Source organism: Pseudomonas sp. CMR5c (genome assembly GCF_003850545.1).
GTDB lineage: Bacteria > Pseudomonadota > Gammaproteobacteria > Pseudomonadales > Pseudomonadaceae > Aquipseudomonas > Aquipseudomonas piscis.
The window spans coordinates 3,379,314-3,395,339 of record NZ_CP027705.1 but is presented as its reverse complement, the minus strand read 5'-3'; the positions used below and the strand labels follow the sequence as shown (position 1 = coordinate 3,395,339).

The window sequence follows — 16,026 nt, the reverse complement described above, 5'->3', positions numbered from 1 at the left end:
GGGTATCTGGACGCTCATACAGCGCAATTGGCTATCTAGAAGCCATAAAGCTCTATTATGTGTTCCTAGAAATTGAAGATCAAACGACGTAAAATCTATAAATCGCGCCATGTATATACATGTCATGTAACACAGTACGAAATCGTAGGAGATTTGATGGCCAGAGGTGGAATCAATAAGGCTGTCGTGCAAAAAGCACGTCAGGCGCTGCTGGCCAAAGGAATCAATCCCAGTATTGATGCTGTGCGTGTTGAGCTCGGAAATACGGGCTCCAAGACCACGATTTCTCGGTATCTCAAAGAGCTTGAAGCTTCCAGTCCAGCAGTTGCTCCTGTACGTGAGCGTCTGGGAGATGTGCTCAGCGGTACGGTGCAAGCCCTACTGGATCAGCTTATGGAGGAGGGTCAGGAAGCCGTCTCCGAGGCCGCCGCGGCGTTTGCTCTGGAGCGCACGACTCTAGAGAGCCAGATCCTCACACTCGCATCAGAGTTGGAGAAAATCGAGCGCCAGTCAGCCACCCAGCATGCCGCGTTGGAGGTTCAGAGTACTGAACTCGCGACCACCCAATCCTCGCTACAGGCTGAGCTGACGCGAAACGCTGGCCTCAGCCAACGCTGCAGCGACCTCGAAGCTTTAGTTGTCGAAAAGGACAAGCACATTCAGTCGCTGGAGGAAAAGCACGTCCAAGCCCGCGGGGCTCTGGAGCACTATCGAGAGGCAGCGAAGGAGCAGCGAGATCAGGATCACCGCAGGCATGAGTCTCAACTGCACGAGATACAGGTCGAGCAGCGCAAGCTGCGAGAGACGATTGCAGTGAAACAAGATGAGTCGACGCGGCTAAATCGTGATAACGAACGTCTGCTCGGGGAAGCAAGGCAGCACGCCAAATACCTGCACACTCAGGAAGCTTTGGTTCAATCGCTCAACAACCAGGTCGAGACATTGCGTCAAGGGGAGTCAAAAACCGCTGGCGTGGCTGAGCATCTCAACGAACAAATCTCCGCCCTGCGTGAAGAGGTCAAGGCGCTGTACAAGGCCGCCGCTGTAGCAGAGCTGCGGGAGCAGGAAACCGTAGCGAGGATCACTTCACTGCAAAACGAGAACGAACAACTGCTCCACGCTCAAGTTGTTGAGCCAACCCCGGAGGAGGGAAGCGAGGCTTCCCTTCAGCTAGGGACTCAGTAAGGCAACAAAAACGCTAAACCCTCAAAACGACCCAGGAGATGAATCATGGAGCAGATCGTAGGTAGTCCACGTAGCATTGAGGAGGGTTCATCTAGCTGGAAGCACGCTCACCAGCGCCTATCTCTGATGCTGACAGAGAGGCTTAGTAGCGCTGCTCCGACTCAGGCATTCATACGTGGCGTCACCAATGTCCGAACATCTTGCCCATCTGACGAGAGAAGGGTTTTCCGTTCGTGAGTTGTCACGTAACCGGCATCGCTCCAACGGCAGAACAGCGGGGCAGCATCAACTTACTGCCAGGCCCTGGTTCACTAGGATGTAGTTCAATCCAGCTCAGTTTGAGCCTTGAGCCTTGGGCATGGGAGGCAACCGATCTTACCAAAGAGAGTTACTGGAAAGACGGCGAGGGCAGGGTAGACTCGATTTAGTGGCGTGCCGCTCAGGAATACATTGCGGGCGATTTCGACATTGTGTTCGATGACGACAGCGCCGGCGAAGCTGCCGACCTTGTTTGCATAAACGTGGAAGATACCTTGATCAGGCTGTCGCTCATTCATTGTAAATTTTCTGTAGCGACGACGTCAGGCCAGCGGATCAAGGATGTCATCAGGTATTTCCGCTTCGAGACGCAGTGAAGATCAGACATGGTTATTGCCGCTGCCATGGTCTACCTGAGGGAAACCATTGAGTGCGATCTTCAGGTGATCTGCGTAGCTGAATTGTTAGAACTCGCACTCAGAGTAATGTAACTCAACTAAATAGCCATTTAGTAGAGTTATAACCACATGAGGATAAATCGCGACTGGAGGAGGTTAGTTTATCCTTCAAGCAAACGGTCATCTTAGATAGGAAGTGATTCTTGAGCCAAGAGGGAGAACGTCCAACTCCCATGGACGACGCTGCGCTGGAAAGAAGTAGTAGAATTGCTTCCGAGGACTCCGAGCGCAAGGGATTGAGGAGGCCTGTACAAGACTTCATCAATGCGCTGTGTCGCACCTACTTAGCTGTTTCAGAGCGGTGTTCGACTTGTAAGACCACTGGTTATTCGACGGCACGTTTGAGTCCCTCCTTGAGCGAGGGGCAGCCATAGTCTAGATGACTATTCAGGTTGAATCGTTCATGCCAATATGCCATTACATCAATCACATTGGCTGCGGCTATATTCATGAGCACTATCGTCCTACGATCTTGGCGACGCCTCCGAGATCAACCTCTATTGCGCTACGCGATGTTGGTCTTTATCCCATTGTTCGCCCGCCCGCTCCATTTCTCTAAGGCTCCAGACCGGCCTGTTTACACGCGGTTGAAGGGCTTAATGACGTTACCAATGTTTGCTGGGACGCTTTGGCAATCCACGGCGGTTTCGATCTACCAATGGTTGGCAAAACGAGAAAGCGAGTACTTGGAAAACGGGATAACCCAGAGTGACATTTGGGCTCATCTGCACAGCACCCAAGGCTGGATTGGGCAGGGGGCCCTTGGGATTGCAATCTTTGGCATTTATGCAATTGCGATTTTGCGTTGGGCCTACCATGCGGGTACGGTTTCTCTGTTCAGGAGGTTGGGACTCAACTGCGCACCGATTTCCTTTCTGTACTTCGTGGTCACAACGGCTGCCTGGGGATTGTGGGTGGGGCTGATGGTCAAAGGTATCGATTATGGAATTTGGTATTCAAATGGGGATCTTTCGAGCTACTTCAACACATTAACCTCCGAGTACCCATACCAAACCTTGGGAGTATCTCTTTTTATCGGGGCAGTGACCTACTGGGCGTCTATCAATAGTAGTCAAGGTATGGCGGCAGTGTATGCAAACTCAAAATTTCTGGCTTTAGTGGTGGGTGTTTTGCCTGCTATTCTGCTTCTTGGGCTTGTCTATATTTATGACGCGTTCGTTTTATCTTGAGTGTTTCCCAGCTGTTATTTGATGATTCTCCCCATCGTCTATGGAAAGCTCATCGAGCGTATGGATGATGCGTCACATAGGTATTTTTTGAATAAGGAATATTATGAGTACCGTCGCAAAAGGAGACGCGCTAGAAGATGAGACCTTCATGCTTATAAAAAAAGAGCTTGAGGCTGGTCGTCTCGGAATTTCTCCTTCATCTGGGAGGGTTTTTAAGAAAAAAGGGTATTATTCGAGAGATCGAGAGAAAGATATCGTGGTTGATATTTCAATTGAGGTCTGGTTGCCCGGTGCGGACAACTATTCCATGCTTTGGGTTTGTGAATGTAAAGATTATGCTCGTAGCATACCAGTTGATGATGCAGAGGAGTTCAAATCAAAGCTGGATCAAATAGCTGGAAAAAATATTAAAGGAGTCATTGTAACAAGGAGTTCTTTTCAAGAAGGTACGGTTAAGTATGCGAGGAGCCAAGGGGTGGGATTAGTTCGCATTATGCCTAAGGATCAAGTTTCTTGGTTTATGTACTGCATTATGTCCGGTTCGGCACCGATCCAAAATAAACTCAATCCTCGAGAGTTTAAATTGGCCTTGTCAAACGAAGGTTATCAAGCCAAAGAGCGGAGTTTTTATTCCACGTATAACGGCTATATTTTTGGGAGTTGGCTGGAATTATTAAGACACTCTCTTAGTGGTAATGCCTGATGGTTCGCCTAGTTTCTAGGCGAATTACTGATGCATCTAGCATATCCTCAAATATGCCTCCGGGTGTGGCAAATTACTTCTCGTTAGCGAGGCAGCTAAATCGTTGTGGTCGTGGGATTGGTGCGTTGCCACGTAGAGCTGTTTTGACATATTTTGCCGCAAGCTCAAGGCTTTCACGATTCGCCGAGCGCACCGCATCAACCAGCCGCTCCCTGGCTCGACGCTTGATCATCAACATTTCGTCAAAGCTAGCCTCCACTGTACGCTTGTTGCGATAACTCATGTAATCCCTCACTCGTTAATTGACTAAAGCCTGAACTGAAGGGGGCAGAGGCCTCCACTTTGAAAGAGAGCGCAGTGTGTTTTCTCCTGAATGCCGCGCCCGTACACAAGATTCCGGTGGTTTCATTTTTTTTACAATTAACCTATTTTGAAGGTAGCGCCGAAAATCCGAAAAAACGATCACTTCAATCGTAATACCGGAGTTTTGTATAAGGTCATTTGACCATTAAAGGAAACGCACAGGAGGTTGGAACGATGACTGATAATCCCCTTGGGTGTCGTCCCTATAGCCGGTTTGAAGATGGATACGAGGATCTTCCTCTCGATTCAAATGAGGTCGAGGTGCGATTGGCTATCGCTGAGTATGTGATTCGCCGAGTTGCTGGCACACCTACCGGTGAAAGCATTTTTAAGGGGCTGATCAGGCATTTTGAGAGCCGTTACCCACACCATAAACTGCTTGCCCTTTACTTGACTAGCCCTGAATCGTTGGAACCAGAAGACGGTGACACTGGGCCAGAGTCGGCGGTTGAGGATAGCGATGTCAGCTTGCGGGAAAGCCTGCTTCATTGTCATCCGGATCAAGAACCGTGTGGCCAGCTCACAGGATCGAGTTTTAATTTCAATGAGCGAGTATTACGTCGCCGAAAAAGGTGACGCTCTACTGAGGCAGTGCCTGCTTACAGAAAATCAATTATGCCCGTCCGTTTTATGGCTGAACAATACCTTGACGTTTGTGAAGTCTGTTTCGGTGCTGATGTCAATTTGAGAATACGTCCGACCCGCAACTGTCAAAATAGGTATTTTCTCTCCACTTCGACCGACCGCTTCGCTCGCCTCCAGAAGCAGCTCCATACGCCAATGGCCGGTTTTGTTGACAAAACCAGGGGTGACATATTGGATTGATCGGACCCGAAAGGAGTCGTGCTGCTGCTCGAGAATATCTTTAAGTGAATCAAACGAAGAGACCATGAACATCTCACCCACGAATTCCTTGCCTTCACGAACCTCCGCTTGCAGATAAAACCACGGCCACATTACCGTCTGTCGAACGAAAGGGCTTGCTAGAAAATCGTCGTTGAATAGGTGGGAAAAGATCATCGATTGACCATGTTCCTGGTTCATGGCGAGCCTCTCTTCGTCGCAAATGAACAATATATGTTGTAGTCATATATTGTGCAATGAAGCTTTATCGTTCCTTTTGTGAGATCGCAAAATGGAACTGAGAAAAGCTTTTGGGGCGACGCTAAGGCAGGTTCGCCTTCAGAAAGGCCTTACGCAAGAGGATTTTGCGCTTGTCAGTAGCCGAACCAATGTCAGCCTGCTCGAGCGAGGTGGTACCAGCCCTACACTTGATAAGCTCGAGGAGCTTTGCAGCGCCCTCGGCATCCATCCGGTCAGCTTAGTGGCGGCATGCTATATGCGGAAAGAAAATACCGGGGATATCAGGAGATTTTTATCCCATATGGAGGATGAGCTACAACTGATTGGAATGTCATCGACTAGCTGATATTCACAGCTGATCTGGAGTCATTGCGGGTCCGCATAGCGAGCGCAAAACGTAGCCAGGATAAATCCGCTTGTTAATCATTTCAGTGGCGACCGGAGGGACCGATGTGAATATGTATGGCAGTACCTATTTAACAGTTAAAAGAGGGATAAATTTGGTGAGTAAATTTCTTCACCGATCGGGTTGCCAAGCGTTGAACGGAGCGAAATCCTGAAAAGCGTCTTAATTTACCCATGTTTTCCCGCAACCAGTTCCGTTTTCAAATGCTATGCGGCGGTGCCGTTGCCGACGCTTAGCAACGAAAAAAATCTTCAACTTAATCAATGTCTTAGCAGAAAACCTCGCTAAAAAAGGATGTCTTCTATCAAAAAAGTGGTTTTATGGTGCGATCCTATCTGATTGATTTAATTAGAAATTTTATAAGACCGAGCGTTCCCGCCTTTAGTTGACATTCACAGCAGGCTCTGAAATCTGGCCTGCACTGGCCCTGATGTCCCAGCATATAAATACGCATAATGTATATTATGTTAAATTATGTGTATGGCTTGAAGCGCTGATCCCGCTTACCCGCTTAACGTCCTCCCTCTCAACGGACCACGCCTCGTATTCAGATAAGTCATTGTCTGAACGCCATCCCGTCCATGCTCGACCAGACCACACTCGTAATCAGAGCCTGACTTCAATTCCAGATCACTCGTGCACTGATTCACCCGGGTACTGCGCAAAATCTGTTTGATCCGCATCAGGCATGATCTCTTCCTTTACCTGCGGATCTCATCCTCGCGAACTAGGCCGCGCTCTAAGGGATTCAACCGTTGTCCCTGAGAGTCCCGTTTATGTCCGTAAATACCCCATCCCTCTGAACCGGACTGTTCTAGTTTCTACCAGCCTCTGACCAGCAGCCTGGTCTTCAGTGCAGGCTCGCTTCCGACGAGCCTGACAACGCGGGGTTATCTTTTGCACACAAAACAATAAACAGGGAGATTCAAATGAGTATCCGACTGTATCGTTCTGTTCTCGTTGTCATCACCTGCTTGTTATGTTCAACCGGCTTTGCTGGCGAACAACCTTATCGATTTGGCTTGGGCAAAGCCGATGTTACCGGCGAGGCAGCGGAAGTCGGGATGATGGGGTACTCCTCCACCGACCAGAAGACCGCCGGTATTCATACGCGGCAATGGTCGAGGGCGTTCATCATTGAAGATGGGGCCACGGGAAAGCGGCTCGTGTACGTCAACACCGACCTGGGCATGATTTTCCAAGCGGTGCAGCAAGGTGTCTTGCGCAAGTTGGAGAAGAAATACCCGGGGGTCTATAACGAAAACAATGTGATGCTGGCGGCCACTCACACTCACTCAGGTCCTGGTGGCTTTTCTCATTACACGATCTACGACTTGTCGGTACTGGGCTTTCAGGAAAAGACCTTTAACGTGATTGTCGATGGCATCGTGCGTTCAATTGACCAGGCCCATCGACAGATGCAACCTGGTCGATTGTTTTATGCCAAGGGTGATCTCACCAATGCCAGCAAGAACAGGTCGCTGCTCTCTCACCAGCGCAATCCGGATGTCGCCGGCTACATAGACGGTATCGACCCGGAAATGACGGTGTTGAAGTTCGTCGACCAACAGGGCGAGCTTGCCGGAGTCATCAGCTGGTTCCCTGTGCACGGCACATCCATGACCAATAACAACCATCTGATTTCTTCTGATAACAAAGGCTATGCGTCTTACCACTGGGAACACGACATCAGTAAAAAACCAGGGTTTATCGCCGCCTTTGCCCAGACCAATGCCGGCAACTTGTCGCCCAACTTGAACTTGCGTCCAGGCTCCGGGCCGACTGAGGACGAGTTCGCCAACACCAAGGAAATCGGCTTGAGGCAGTTCAACAAAGCCTATGAACTGGTCACAGGGCCGACCGAGGAAGTGACCGGTGGGCTCGACAACCGCTTTCAGTTTGTCGACTTCCACGGCCTGACCGTACGCCCTGACTACACGGATGGCACGCCGAAGACGCTGTGTATTGCCGCCTTGGGCAGCAGTCTGGCAGCCGGCAGCACGGAAGATGGCCCTGGTCCGCTGGGCATCAGTGAAAGCAATAATCCGCTGCTGTCTTTCCTCGGCGGCTTGCTGACCGGTGCGCCGTCCAAGGAGCTGAAGAAGTGCCAGGCTGAAAAACAGATACTGGCCGACACTGGCAACAAGAAACCCTTCCCCTGGACTCCCAATGTGCTGCCGATCCAGATGTTCCGCATCGGCCAGCTCGCCGTGCTGGGCGCACCGGCCGAGTTTACGGTGATGTCCGGTGTGCGCATTCGCCGGGCGGTACAAGCCATAGTCGCGCCCATGGGCATCAACCATGTGATCTTCAATGGTTATGCCAACGCCTACTCCAGTTATGTCACTACCCGCGAAGAATACGGTGCCCAGGAGTATGAAGGCGGCTCGACGATCTTCGGCCCCTGGACCCAGGCCGCCTATCAACAGCTGTTCACCGACATGGCCAACGCCATGCGTGACCATCAGCCGGTCGCCAGCACCGCCCAGCCACCTGACCTGTCCTGCTGCCTGTTGAACTTCCAGACCGGTGTCGTCACCGATGCCCCGTACATCGGCACCTCGTTTGGCGATGTGCTGCAGCAACCAGAAAAGATCTACCACCGGGGGCAAACCGTGACGGTGGCCTTCGTCACCGGGCACCCGAAGAACAACCTGCATACCGAAGACACCTTCCTGAGCGTGTACTACACCTCAGCCGACCCCGCCCGTGAGAAAGCGGCCATACGTGTGGCGACCGACAACGACTGGGAAACCAAATACCGCTGGGAACGGGTCGGAGTTTCTGCATCGAAGGCGACTATTTCCTGGGATATTCCGCAGGATGCCAAACCCGGCTACTACTACATCAGCCATGGCGGTGATCAGAAAAATGTCTGGGGAACGATCAGCGCCTTTACAGGAACTACTCGAAAATTTGAAGTAGTGGCTGATTGACCCTCGGTTGGTGATAACTTATTTCTGGCAAGGTTCGTTCTTGCTCATCAGGGATACTTCAAGTGCTGGTCGCCTGGCCTGCACTTGATATTCGCGTCGTATTTACTATCAGTAAACGTCGCTTTCAAGATGGCCCTCTGTAATATCGCCACCCAAGATAACTCCACCTTACTTGCTGGCATCTCTTGATTCGTTGTTATTCTGACCCGGCAGTCATTATTGGTAAGTGCCGGCCTTGCCTAGGAGCCTGGGTATTGATGAGTTGTTTTGTAATATTTGTACCCTACTCTACCGGCCACTGCGTATAGGGGCTTTTGGCTCAAGTTCGACAACACACGCGTTCTTTCTTCAGGGTCCGACCATGATTGACATCAAAGTGCTCGTTGCCAACATCACCAGGTTTTCTCAATCTGCCAGCACGCTATCGGAGGCGGAGCGCAAGCAACGTGCGGAAAACTTGATAGAGCAAATAAAAAGCGCCGTCGCCAAAGGGGCGAACCTGAACCAGGCCTACGCCCACGTTCAGGAACTGACGCCCTACATCGAGCCTCAGCCCAATCCCCTGGAGGCCTTGAACTACAAGCTCTGGATTGAGCTCAAGGACAGCCATACCCCGCCGCTGCTGCCCTCCTCCCTTCAGCGCGAGCAGATCGGCATCTACGCGAAAGCCTCTGAACAGGTGATTGACGAGGTGCTCGGTAGCGTTGAAGACGAAGAGCAACAGCACAGCCTTATCGAAGAAAGGCTCAGCGCACTGCGCAAGCAGATCTTTGGCATGGAAGAACCTCAGTTCCTGCTGCAATAAGGGGCAGCTAGTGGCGCGGCGACTATTTGAAAATCAAATCTGTGTCTTTCAAAGTCCGCTTTTTGTCCTTTAATGCCCTGGTGGTATTTGCGGCGCAGCCCTCAGATTAGAAACGATAGGAGCCTCTTGCAGGAAAGCGCTTATTGGGCAAAAAAATAGCCATGCCCCATAAAAGTGCATCTTGTCCTTTGCTGGATTTCATGCCTTGAGTAACTGCCTGGGTGTCGTCTTTACTATGAGTGACTGTCGCATTTGAAATGCCAGAACTTAAATTTGCAGCAGAGCATGACTCTGGCGCGTGCGCCTGAAACGTCGAGAAAATAGCGCTCTATTTAATAAAAACATCAAGAAAGAACAATAAGGTCGACCTTTTATGAGGGCGTTTCCCCAACGCACCTTACAGGAAGCTTATCGATGACAGACGCCCCAAAGTTTCATCGTCGTACTTTTTTGAAAGGCAGTGCACAAGCTGCAGCGCTGGCCGGAATGTCCGGACTTTTTCCCGAAACCATACGACGCGCACTGGCCATTGAGCCGGATGTGCGCAGCGGCACCCTGCAGGATGTCGACCACGTGGTCATCCTGATGCAGGAAAACCGTTCGTTTGATCATTACTTCGGCCACCTCAACGGCGTTCGTGGATTCAACGACCCCCGGGTCCTCAAGCGCGCCGATGGCAAGTCGGTGATGCATCAAACCTACAAAACCACCGAATACCTGCCTTATCACTTCGACACCAAGAACGTGCACGCCCAATGGTTAGGTTCGCAGAACCACGAATGGTCGGCGTTTCACGGGACCTGGAACGAAGGCCGCAACGACCAGTGGACGGCGATCCAAGACTACACCGCCATGGGCCATTTCAAGCGGGATGACATCCCGTACTACTATGCCCTGGCAGACGCCTTCACCCTGGGCGAGGCCTATCACCAATCGATCATGGGCCCCACCAACCCCAATCGCCTGTATCACATGACCGGCCGCACCGCGCCTACCGGCGATGGCAAAAATGTCCAATACACCAACAGCATGGGCGACGGCACCATCGGTGTAAGTGGTTCTGTGGACTGGACCACCTACCCCGAACGCCTGAGCGAAGCCAATATCAATTGGCGTATTTACCAGGAAGGCGGCTACCAGTCGTCTTCACTCTGGTGGCTCTACCTCGATCTCAAATGGAAGTGGCTCATACAGGAGGACAACAATTACGACTGCAATGCCCTGGCCTGGTTTAAACGCTTCAAGGAATCAAAACCCGACTCCGATTTGTGGCAACGAGCCATGGTCGCTCGCGGAGTGACCAAGTTGCGCGAAGACGTGCAAAACAACACCTTGCCACAAGTGTCGTGGATCGTGCCGCCGTACTGTTATTCGGAACACCCTTGGTGGGGTCCCTCCTTCGGTGAATACTACGTATCGAAGATTCTCGAAGCCCTGACCAGTAACCCCAAGGTCTGGGCCAGGACCGTATTCATCATCAACTACGATGAAGGCGACGGTTATTTCGACCACGTGTCCGCTGCCGTACCACCATGGAAACCGGGCACCGGCCTTTCGGCCGTCGACACCCAAGGCGAAATCGAAAGCACCACCCAGTTGCCCATTGGCTTGGGCCCGCGCGTGCCGGTACTGGCGATATCGCCGTGGTCCCGGGGCGGAAAGGTCAGTGCCGAAGTCTTCGATCACACCTCTGTGCTCAGATTCCTCGAAAAACGCTTCGGCGCCACCGCGGACAATATTTCCCCATGGCGCCGGGCGGTTTGCGGTGACTTGACCTCGCTTTTCGACTTCACCGGGAAAACCGATAGCAGCGTTCCTGCCAACCTGACCAACCTGACTGAAACCAAAGCTCGTCAGGATGACGCCTACTACAAGCAGTACTATCGCTCCTACCCTTATTACACCAACCCTACGACCTTGCCGGGCCAGGAAATCGGCCAGCGCGACGCCCTGGCAGTGCCCTACCAGCTACATGCCGAGGTCAGCGTCGCCGCCAGCGATGGCAGCCTGCTGCTCAACTTGAGAAACGAGGGCATGGCCCTGCCGGAAAACCCGTACGCACGTTCGGCTGCGGTCTTCCAGGTGCACTCCAACGAACGGGGAGCCCCGGCGTTCTATACGGTGACCAGCTACGATATCCATGCGGCAACGAACCTTAGAAGCCGCGGCCAGACGCTCATTGAAAACCTCAAGGACCGTATCGACGCGAACGGTCGCTACGGCTTTGAAGTGCGTGCACCGAATGGCTTCTATCGGGAATTTACCGGCAATAACCAGTTGGCCAAGACCCTCGCCCGGCCTGAGGTTTCAGTCAGCTACCAGGGGGCGCAGATTGTCCTGACGATCAAAAATACCGGGGTACTGGCCTGTACGGTGACGGTGAAATCCAACCCCGCGTACAAGGGCGATACAGTGCACACCCTTGAGCTCAAGCCGGGTGAAAGCCTGAGCGATTCCTGGTTGCTGCGCAGCAGTTCCGGCTGGTATGACCTGACCCTCACAGCCACCAACACCGAAAGCAACTTCTCTCGACGGCTCGCTGGGCATGTTGAAACCGGTTTGCCAAGCCGCACCGATCCACTCTTGGACATCATGCCGTCCTGATGAAAGGAACCCTCAAGATGAAAGCCATTCTTTTAGCGGTGTGTGCGGCGTTGATTGCCTACCTGGTGCTGTTTCGCCAGCCGGTGGACACCGTCGTGGAACAAGGGCCCGGCGTCGCCTCGCGCCCAGTGAGCGATGCCACGTCGGCCGTGCCTGCGCCAGCCGCTGACAGCCAAGCGCCAGCGTCGCTGGAACAGCAAATCACCGCGTTTTCGCAAACCGCCAACACCTTGTCGGCCACTGAGCGCCGGCAGACCGCCGAGCGCTTGATCAACGAGCTGAAAACCTCGGTCAGCAACGGCGAGGAATTGAAGACCGCCTATGCCCAGGTCGAACGACTGACGCCAAACATCGAGTCCGACCCCAAGTCACAGGAGCGCCTGAACTACAGCATCTGGATGGACATGAAAGACCGCTCCACACCACCGGCCCTCCCCTCGCCTGCCCAGCGCCAGCAACTGGAGACCTACCAGCAGGCCGCGAACCAGGCGATTGACGAAGTACTCAAGACCGTCGATGGCGACGAGGCACGGCGCGCCGCCATCGAGGAAAAACTCAAGGCGCTGCGCCTGGAGATCTTCGGCAGCAGTGCCCCACAGCCGCTGAGCCATTAAGGCACCTTGTCACCCCATGACGCACAGCAGTCATGGGGTGACAAGGTCTGCTCACCCACGGAATCCGCTGATGGCCATAGCCGACTCACCCACACTGACCACGCAAGCTATCGACTGGCTGGTAACACAGGGGCACTTGAAAGGGGCCGAAGTGGCACAAGCCAGGCAGCTAGAGGGCGACGCGCAACAACACGAGCTGCCCGAGCTGCTGATTCGACTCGGCCGCCTCTCGGAACAAGACCTGGCAACGGCCTGGTCGACCCTGCTCGACATTCCCTTGTTGCATGGCAGCGACGCGCCGCGGCTGGAAGGTGGTCTGCCGGACGTCTCGCCACGGTTCCTGAAACACTACGGGGTGGTGCCTTTGCCGCCCTTCGACCAGCAACTGCACATACTGGTGAGCAACCCGACCCAGCGTTATCCGATCCTGGCTCTGGAATATGCCAGCCAGCTCACGGCGCGCCTGTCGATTGGCCTGCGCAGTGAGATTGAACAATTGATCGAACGCTATTACGGCCAGGGCCGCTCGGCCATGGGCACGCTGATCGAAAACCTCGGCGAGAGCGTCGACAAGACCGACGATATCGAACACCTCAAGGACCTGGCTTCCGAAGCCCCGGTGATCCGGATCGTCAACCTGCTGTTGCAACGAGCGGTCGAGCTGGGCGTCTCGGACATTCATATCGAACCCTTCGAAAACCAGCTCAAGGTGCGTTACCGCATCGATGGAACCTTGCAGGAAGGCGAGGCGCCTCCGGTCAGTTCGTCGGCAGCGGTGATTTCCCGGATCAAGATCATGGCGCACCTGGACATTGCCGAACGACGCCTGCCCCAGGATGGACGCATGATGTTGAGGATTCAAGGCAAGGAGCTGGACCTGCGGGTCTCGACGGTGCCGACCCGTCACGGCGAATCGGTGGTCATGCGGCTGCTGGACCGCGAGCAGGTGACCTTCGATTTTCCCAGCCTGGGCTTCGATGGCCAGCGGCTCCGGCAGCTCCTCGACTTGCTCGAACGCCCCCATGGCATTCTGCTGGTGACCGGCCCCACCGGCTCGGGCAAGACCACCACGCTGTACACCGCACTGACCCGGCTCAATACCAGCGAACGGAAAATCATCACCGTCGAGGACCCTGTCGAATACCAATTGCCCGGGATCAATCAGATTCAGGTAAAGCCGGCCATAGGCCTGGACTTCGCCGGCGCATTGCGCTCGATCGTCCGCCAGGACCCGGACGTGATCATGATCGGTGAAATACGCGATCTGGAAACCTGCCGGATCGCCATTCAATCGTCATTGACCGGCCACCTGGTGTTGTCGACCTTGCACACCAACAGCGCTGCGGCCAGCATTACCCGCTTGCTGGACATGGGCGTGGAAAGCTACCTGATCGCCTCGACCGTCACCGGGATCCTTGCTCAACGCCTGGTGCGACGGCTAGACCCGCAATGGCGCGAAGCCTTTGAGGCGCCGGCGCAACTAATCGCCGAGCACCAGCTGGATCGCTACACCGATGAGCGTCCGATCCGGCTGTACCGGCCCAGGGCCGATGCACCGGGAACCGGTTACAGCGGACGCAGTGCCGTCACCGAATTGTTGGTGATGAATGAAGAAATCCGCTCGCTGCTGATGCGCCACGCCGACGCTGCTACCCTGGAGCAGGCCGCTCGCGCTGCCGGTTTGCGCACCTTGCATGAAGAAGGCCTGCGCCAGGCCCTGGCGGGTATCACCTCACTGGAAGAGGTATTGCGCATCACGCGCAATGACTGACCATGGAACAGTATCAATACAAGGCCTTGGACGCCGACCACAACACCGTGAACGGCCATCTTGAAGCCAGCGACCCGCAGGCCGCCGCGAGCCAGTTGCAAGAGCGTGGCCTGCTGGTCCTGCGGGTACAACGCGCCAGCGGCGCCTCGGGTTTGCCTCGCCCCTCCTGGTTGCGCCCGTCCCATTTGAGTCGCGAAGAACTCGGCCGTTTTACCCAGCAACTCGCGACGTTGCTCGGGGCTGACCAGCCGCTGGAACGGGCGCTGGGTATCCTGATCCGACAACCCGGCAAACCAGCGGCTCGGCAATTGATCGAACGCATTCGCGACCGGGTCAAGGCCGGACAGACGCTGTCAGCGGCCATGGCCGTCGAACGGCAATCCTTTACCCCGCTGTACTTGAGCCTGGTTCACGCCGGTGAAGCCGCCGGGGTGCTGGATCAAAGCCTCGGGCAACTGGCGAGCTACCTGGAACGGATGCAGGCCATCCGCACCGAAGTCATCAACGCCTTGATTTACCCGGCCTTCCTGGTGGTGGGTGTGCTCGGCTCGCTGGTGTTGCTGCTGGCCTATGTGGTCCCGCAGTTCGTGCCGATTTTCGACGGCCTGGGGGTGCCTGTCCCGCTGCTGACCCAGCTGATCCTCGACCTCGGGCAGTTTCTTTCCAGCTATGGCCTGCATGCATTGGCGCTCTTTCTCGGGCTGGCCTGGGCAGCGCTGAGCTACATGGGCCGGCCCGGAAATCGCTTGAAATGGCATCGATACCTGCTGCGATCACGCCTGGCCGGCGGCTTGTTGAAACGCCTGGAAAGCGCACGGTTCGCCCGTACCCTGGGCACCTTGGTGACCCAGGGCGTACCCCTGATCAATGCCCTCGACATCAGCCGGCAAGTCGCCAATAACCTGGCGATGAACGCCGCCGTGGCAAACGCCACGGTCAAGGTCAAGGACGGTCAGCGGTTGTCGACGGCATTGGAAACCGAACAACTGTTGCCGGACCTCGCGATCCAGATGATCGAAGTGGGTGAAGAGTCCGGGAAACTCGATGGCATGTTGTTGAAAGTGGCGAGCATTTTCGATGAAGAAGCCAAGCGCAGCATCGACCGCCTGTTGGCCGCGCTGGTCCCGAGCCTGACCGTGGTCATGGCGGCGTTGGTGGCGGTGATCATGCTGGCCATCATGCTGCCGCTGATGAGCCTGACCAGTAACCTTTGACCGGAGACGTTAATGAAAACAGCTCGTTCACTGCCCAAGCGCCAGCGCGGCCTCACTTTACTGGAGATGCTGGCGGTCATTGTCTTGCTCGGCGTTGTCGCGACCATCGTCGTTCGCCAGGTGGGTGGCAATGTCGACAAGGGCAAGTACGGTGCCGGCAAGGCGCAATTGGCCAGCCTGTCGATGAAAATCGAAAGCTATGCGCTGGACGTCGGGTCACCGCCGCGTACCCTCGATGCGCTGCTTGCCCGCCCCGCCAATGCCGCCAGTTGGAGCGGTCCGTATGCCAAGGCCAGTGATCTCAAGGACCCGTTCGGCCATGCATTCGGCTATCGCGCACCCGGCCAGCACGGTTCGTTCGACCTGATTTTCTACGGTCAGGACGGCCAGCCCGGCGGTGACGGCTACAGCAAGGACCTGGGCAGTTGGGAATAGC

15 protein-coding genes are annotated in these 16,026 nt (G+C 54.5%); 12 read left to right on the top strand and 3 right to left on the bottom strand.

All coding sequences use genetic code 11. The features are described 5' to 3' along the window. Nucleotides 1-156: 156 nt before the first annotated feature. Entirely contained in the window at nucleotides 157-1,185 is a 1,029-nt protein-coding gene (locus C4K40_RS15575) for a DNA-binding protein (protein ID WP_053129981.1), read from the top strand. 323 nt (nucleotides 1,186-1,508) lie between these two features. Here C4K40_RS15575 and C4K40_RS15570 read toward each other — a convergent pair whose 3' ends face one another. Continuing rightward, on the bottom strand, nucleotides 1,509-1,742 hold the full coding sequence (locus C4K40_RS15570) for a hypothetical protein (RefSeq protein ID WP_124421319.1): 234 nt from the start codon (nucleotides 1,740-1,742) through the stop codon (nucleotides 1,509-1,511). Nucleotides 1,743-2,413: 671 nt separating this feature from the next. On the opposite strand from C4K40_RS15570, the gene C4K40_RS15565 reads away from it, so the two are divergent. Together C4K40_RS15565 and C4K40_RS15560 are read left to right on the top strand one after the other, a co-directional pair. Then, on the top strand, nucleotides 2,414-3,091 hold the full coding sequence (locus C4K40_RS15565) for a hypothetical protein (protein WP_053129979.1): 678 nt from the start codon (nucleotides 2,414-2,416) through the stop codon (nucleotides 3,089-3,091). A 103-nt stretch (nucleotides 3,092-3,194) separates the two neighbouring features. Beyond that, nucleotides 3,195-3,794: a restriction endonuclease gene (locus tag C4K40_RS15560; protein WP_083456853.1), complete on the top strand. Its 600-nt coding sequence runs from the start codon at nucleotides 3,195-3,197 to the stop codon at nucleotides 3,792-3,794. A gap of 73 nt (nucleotides 3,795-3,867) precedes the next feature. On the opposite strand, the gene C4K40_RS15555 is transcribed toward C4K40_RS15560, so the two are convergent. Then, the gene (locus C4K40_RS15555) at nucleotides 3,868-4,077 is read right to left on the bottom strand and encodes a hypothetical protein (RefSeq protein ID WP_124421318.1); all 210 of its coding nucleotides are present in this window, start codon (nucleotides 4,075-4,077) and stop codon (nucleotides 3,868-3,870) included. 254 nt (nucleotides 4,078-4,331) lie between these two features. Between C4K40_RS15555 and C4K40_RS15550 the strand changes: the two genes are divergently transcribed. Next, nucleotides 4,332-4,733 (top strand): hypothetical protein, encoded by a 402-nt coding sequence (locus C4K40_RS15550; RefSeq protein ID WP_083456852.1) that lies wholly within the window; start codon nucleotides 4,332-4,334, stop codon nucleotides 4,731-4,733. A gap of 33 nt (nucleotides 4,734-4,766) precedes the next feature. On the opposite strand, the gene C4K40_RS15545 is transcribed toward C4K40_RS15550, so the two are convergent. Next, complete coding sequence (locus tag C4K40_RS15545) at nucleotides 4,767-5,201, bottom strand: hypothetical protein (RefSeq protein WP_053129973.1); 435 nt, start codon at nucleotides 5,199-5,201, stop codon at nucleotides 4,767-4,769. 91 nt (nucleotides 5,202-5,292) lie between these two features. Between C4K40_RS15545 and C4K40_RS15540 the strand changes: the two genes are divergently transcribed. From C4K40_RS15540 to gspG, 8 genes are all read left to right on the top strand, one after another. Next, the gene (locus C4K40_RS15540; RefSeq protein ID WP_083456851.1) at nucleotides 5,293-5,586 is read left to right on the top strand and encodes a helix-turn-helix domain-containing protein; all 294 of its coding nucleotides are present in this window, start codon (nucleotides 5,293-5,295) and stop codon (nucleotides 5,584-5,586) included. 989 nt (nucleotides 5,587-6,575) lie between these two features. After that, nucleotides 6,576-8,582 (top strand): neutral/alkaline ceramidase, encoded by a 2,007-nt coding sequence (locus tag C4K40_RS15535; RefSeq protein ID WP_053129969.1) that lies wholly within the window; start codon nucleotides 6,576-6,578, stop codon nucleotides 8,580-8,582. A gap of 361 nt (nucleotides 8,583-8,943) precedes the next feature. Beyond that, complete coding sequence (gene plcR, locus C4K40_RS15530; protein ID WP_053129966.1) at nucleotides 8,944-9,387, top strand: phospholipase C accessory protein PlcR; 444 nt, start codon at nucleotides 8,944-8,946, stop codon at nucleotides 9,385-9,387. Between the two features lie 414 nt (nucleotides 9,388-9,801). Beyond that, nucleotides 9,802-11,991, top strand: coding sequence for a phosphocholine-specific phospholipase C (locus tag C4K40_RS15525; protein WP_053129963.1), 2,190 nt, complete (start codon nucleotides 9,802-9,804; stop codon nucleotides 11,989-11,991). Nucleotides 11,992-12,008: 17 nt separating this feature from the next. Further along, nucleotides 12,009-12,605 carry a phospholipase C accessory protein PlcR gene (gene plcR / locus C4K40_RS15520; RefSeq protein WP_053129960.1) on the top strand — a complete coding sequence of 199 codons (597 nt, stop codon included), beginning with the start codon at nucleotides 12,009-12,011 and terminating at the stop codon, nucleotides 12,603-12,605. A gap of 70 nt (nucleotides 12,606-12,675) precedes the next feature. After that, entirely contained in the window at nucleotides 12,676-14,376 is a 1,701-nt protein-coding gene (gene gspE / locus C4K40_RS15515) for a type II secretion system ATPase GspE (RefSeq protein WP_053129957.1), read from the top strand. Nucleotides 14,377-14,378: 2 nt separating this feature from the next. Then, nucleotides 14,379-15,590 carry a type II secretion system inner membrane protein GspF gene (gene gspF, locus C4K40_RS15510; protein WP_053129955.1) on the top strand — a complete coding sequence of 404 codons (1,212 nt, stop codon included), beginning with the start codon at nucleotides 14,379-14,381 and terminating at the stop codon, nucleotides 15,588-15,590. 12 nt (nucleotides 15,591-15,602) lie between these two features. Then, nucleotides 15,603-16,025, top strand: coding sequence for a type II secretion system major pseudopilin GspG (gspG, locus tag C4K40_RS15505; RefSeq protein ID WP_053129952.1), 423 nt, complete (start codon nucleotides 15,603-15,605; stop codon nucleotides 16,023-16,025). Nucleotide 16,026 lies beyond the last annotated feature (1 nt).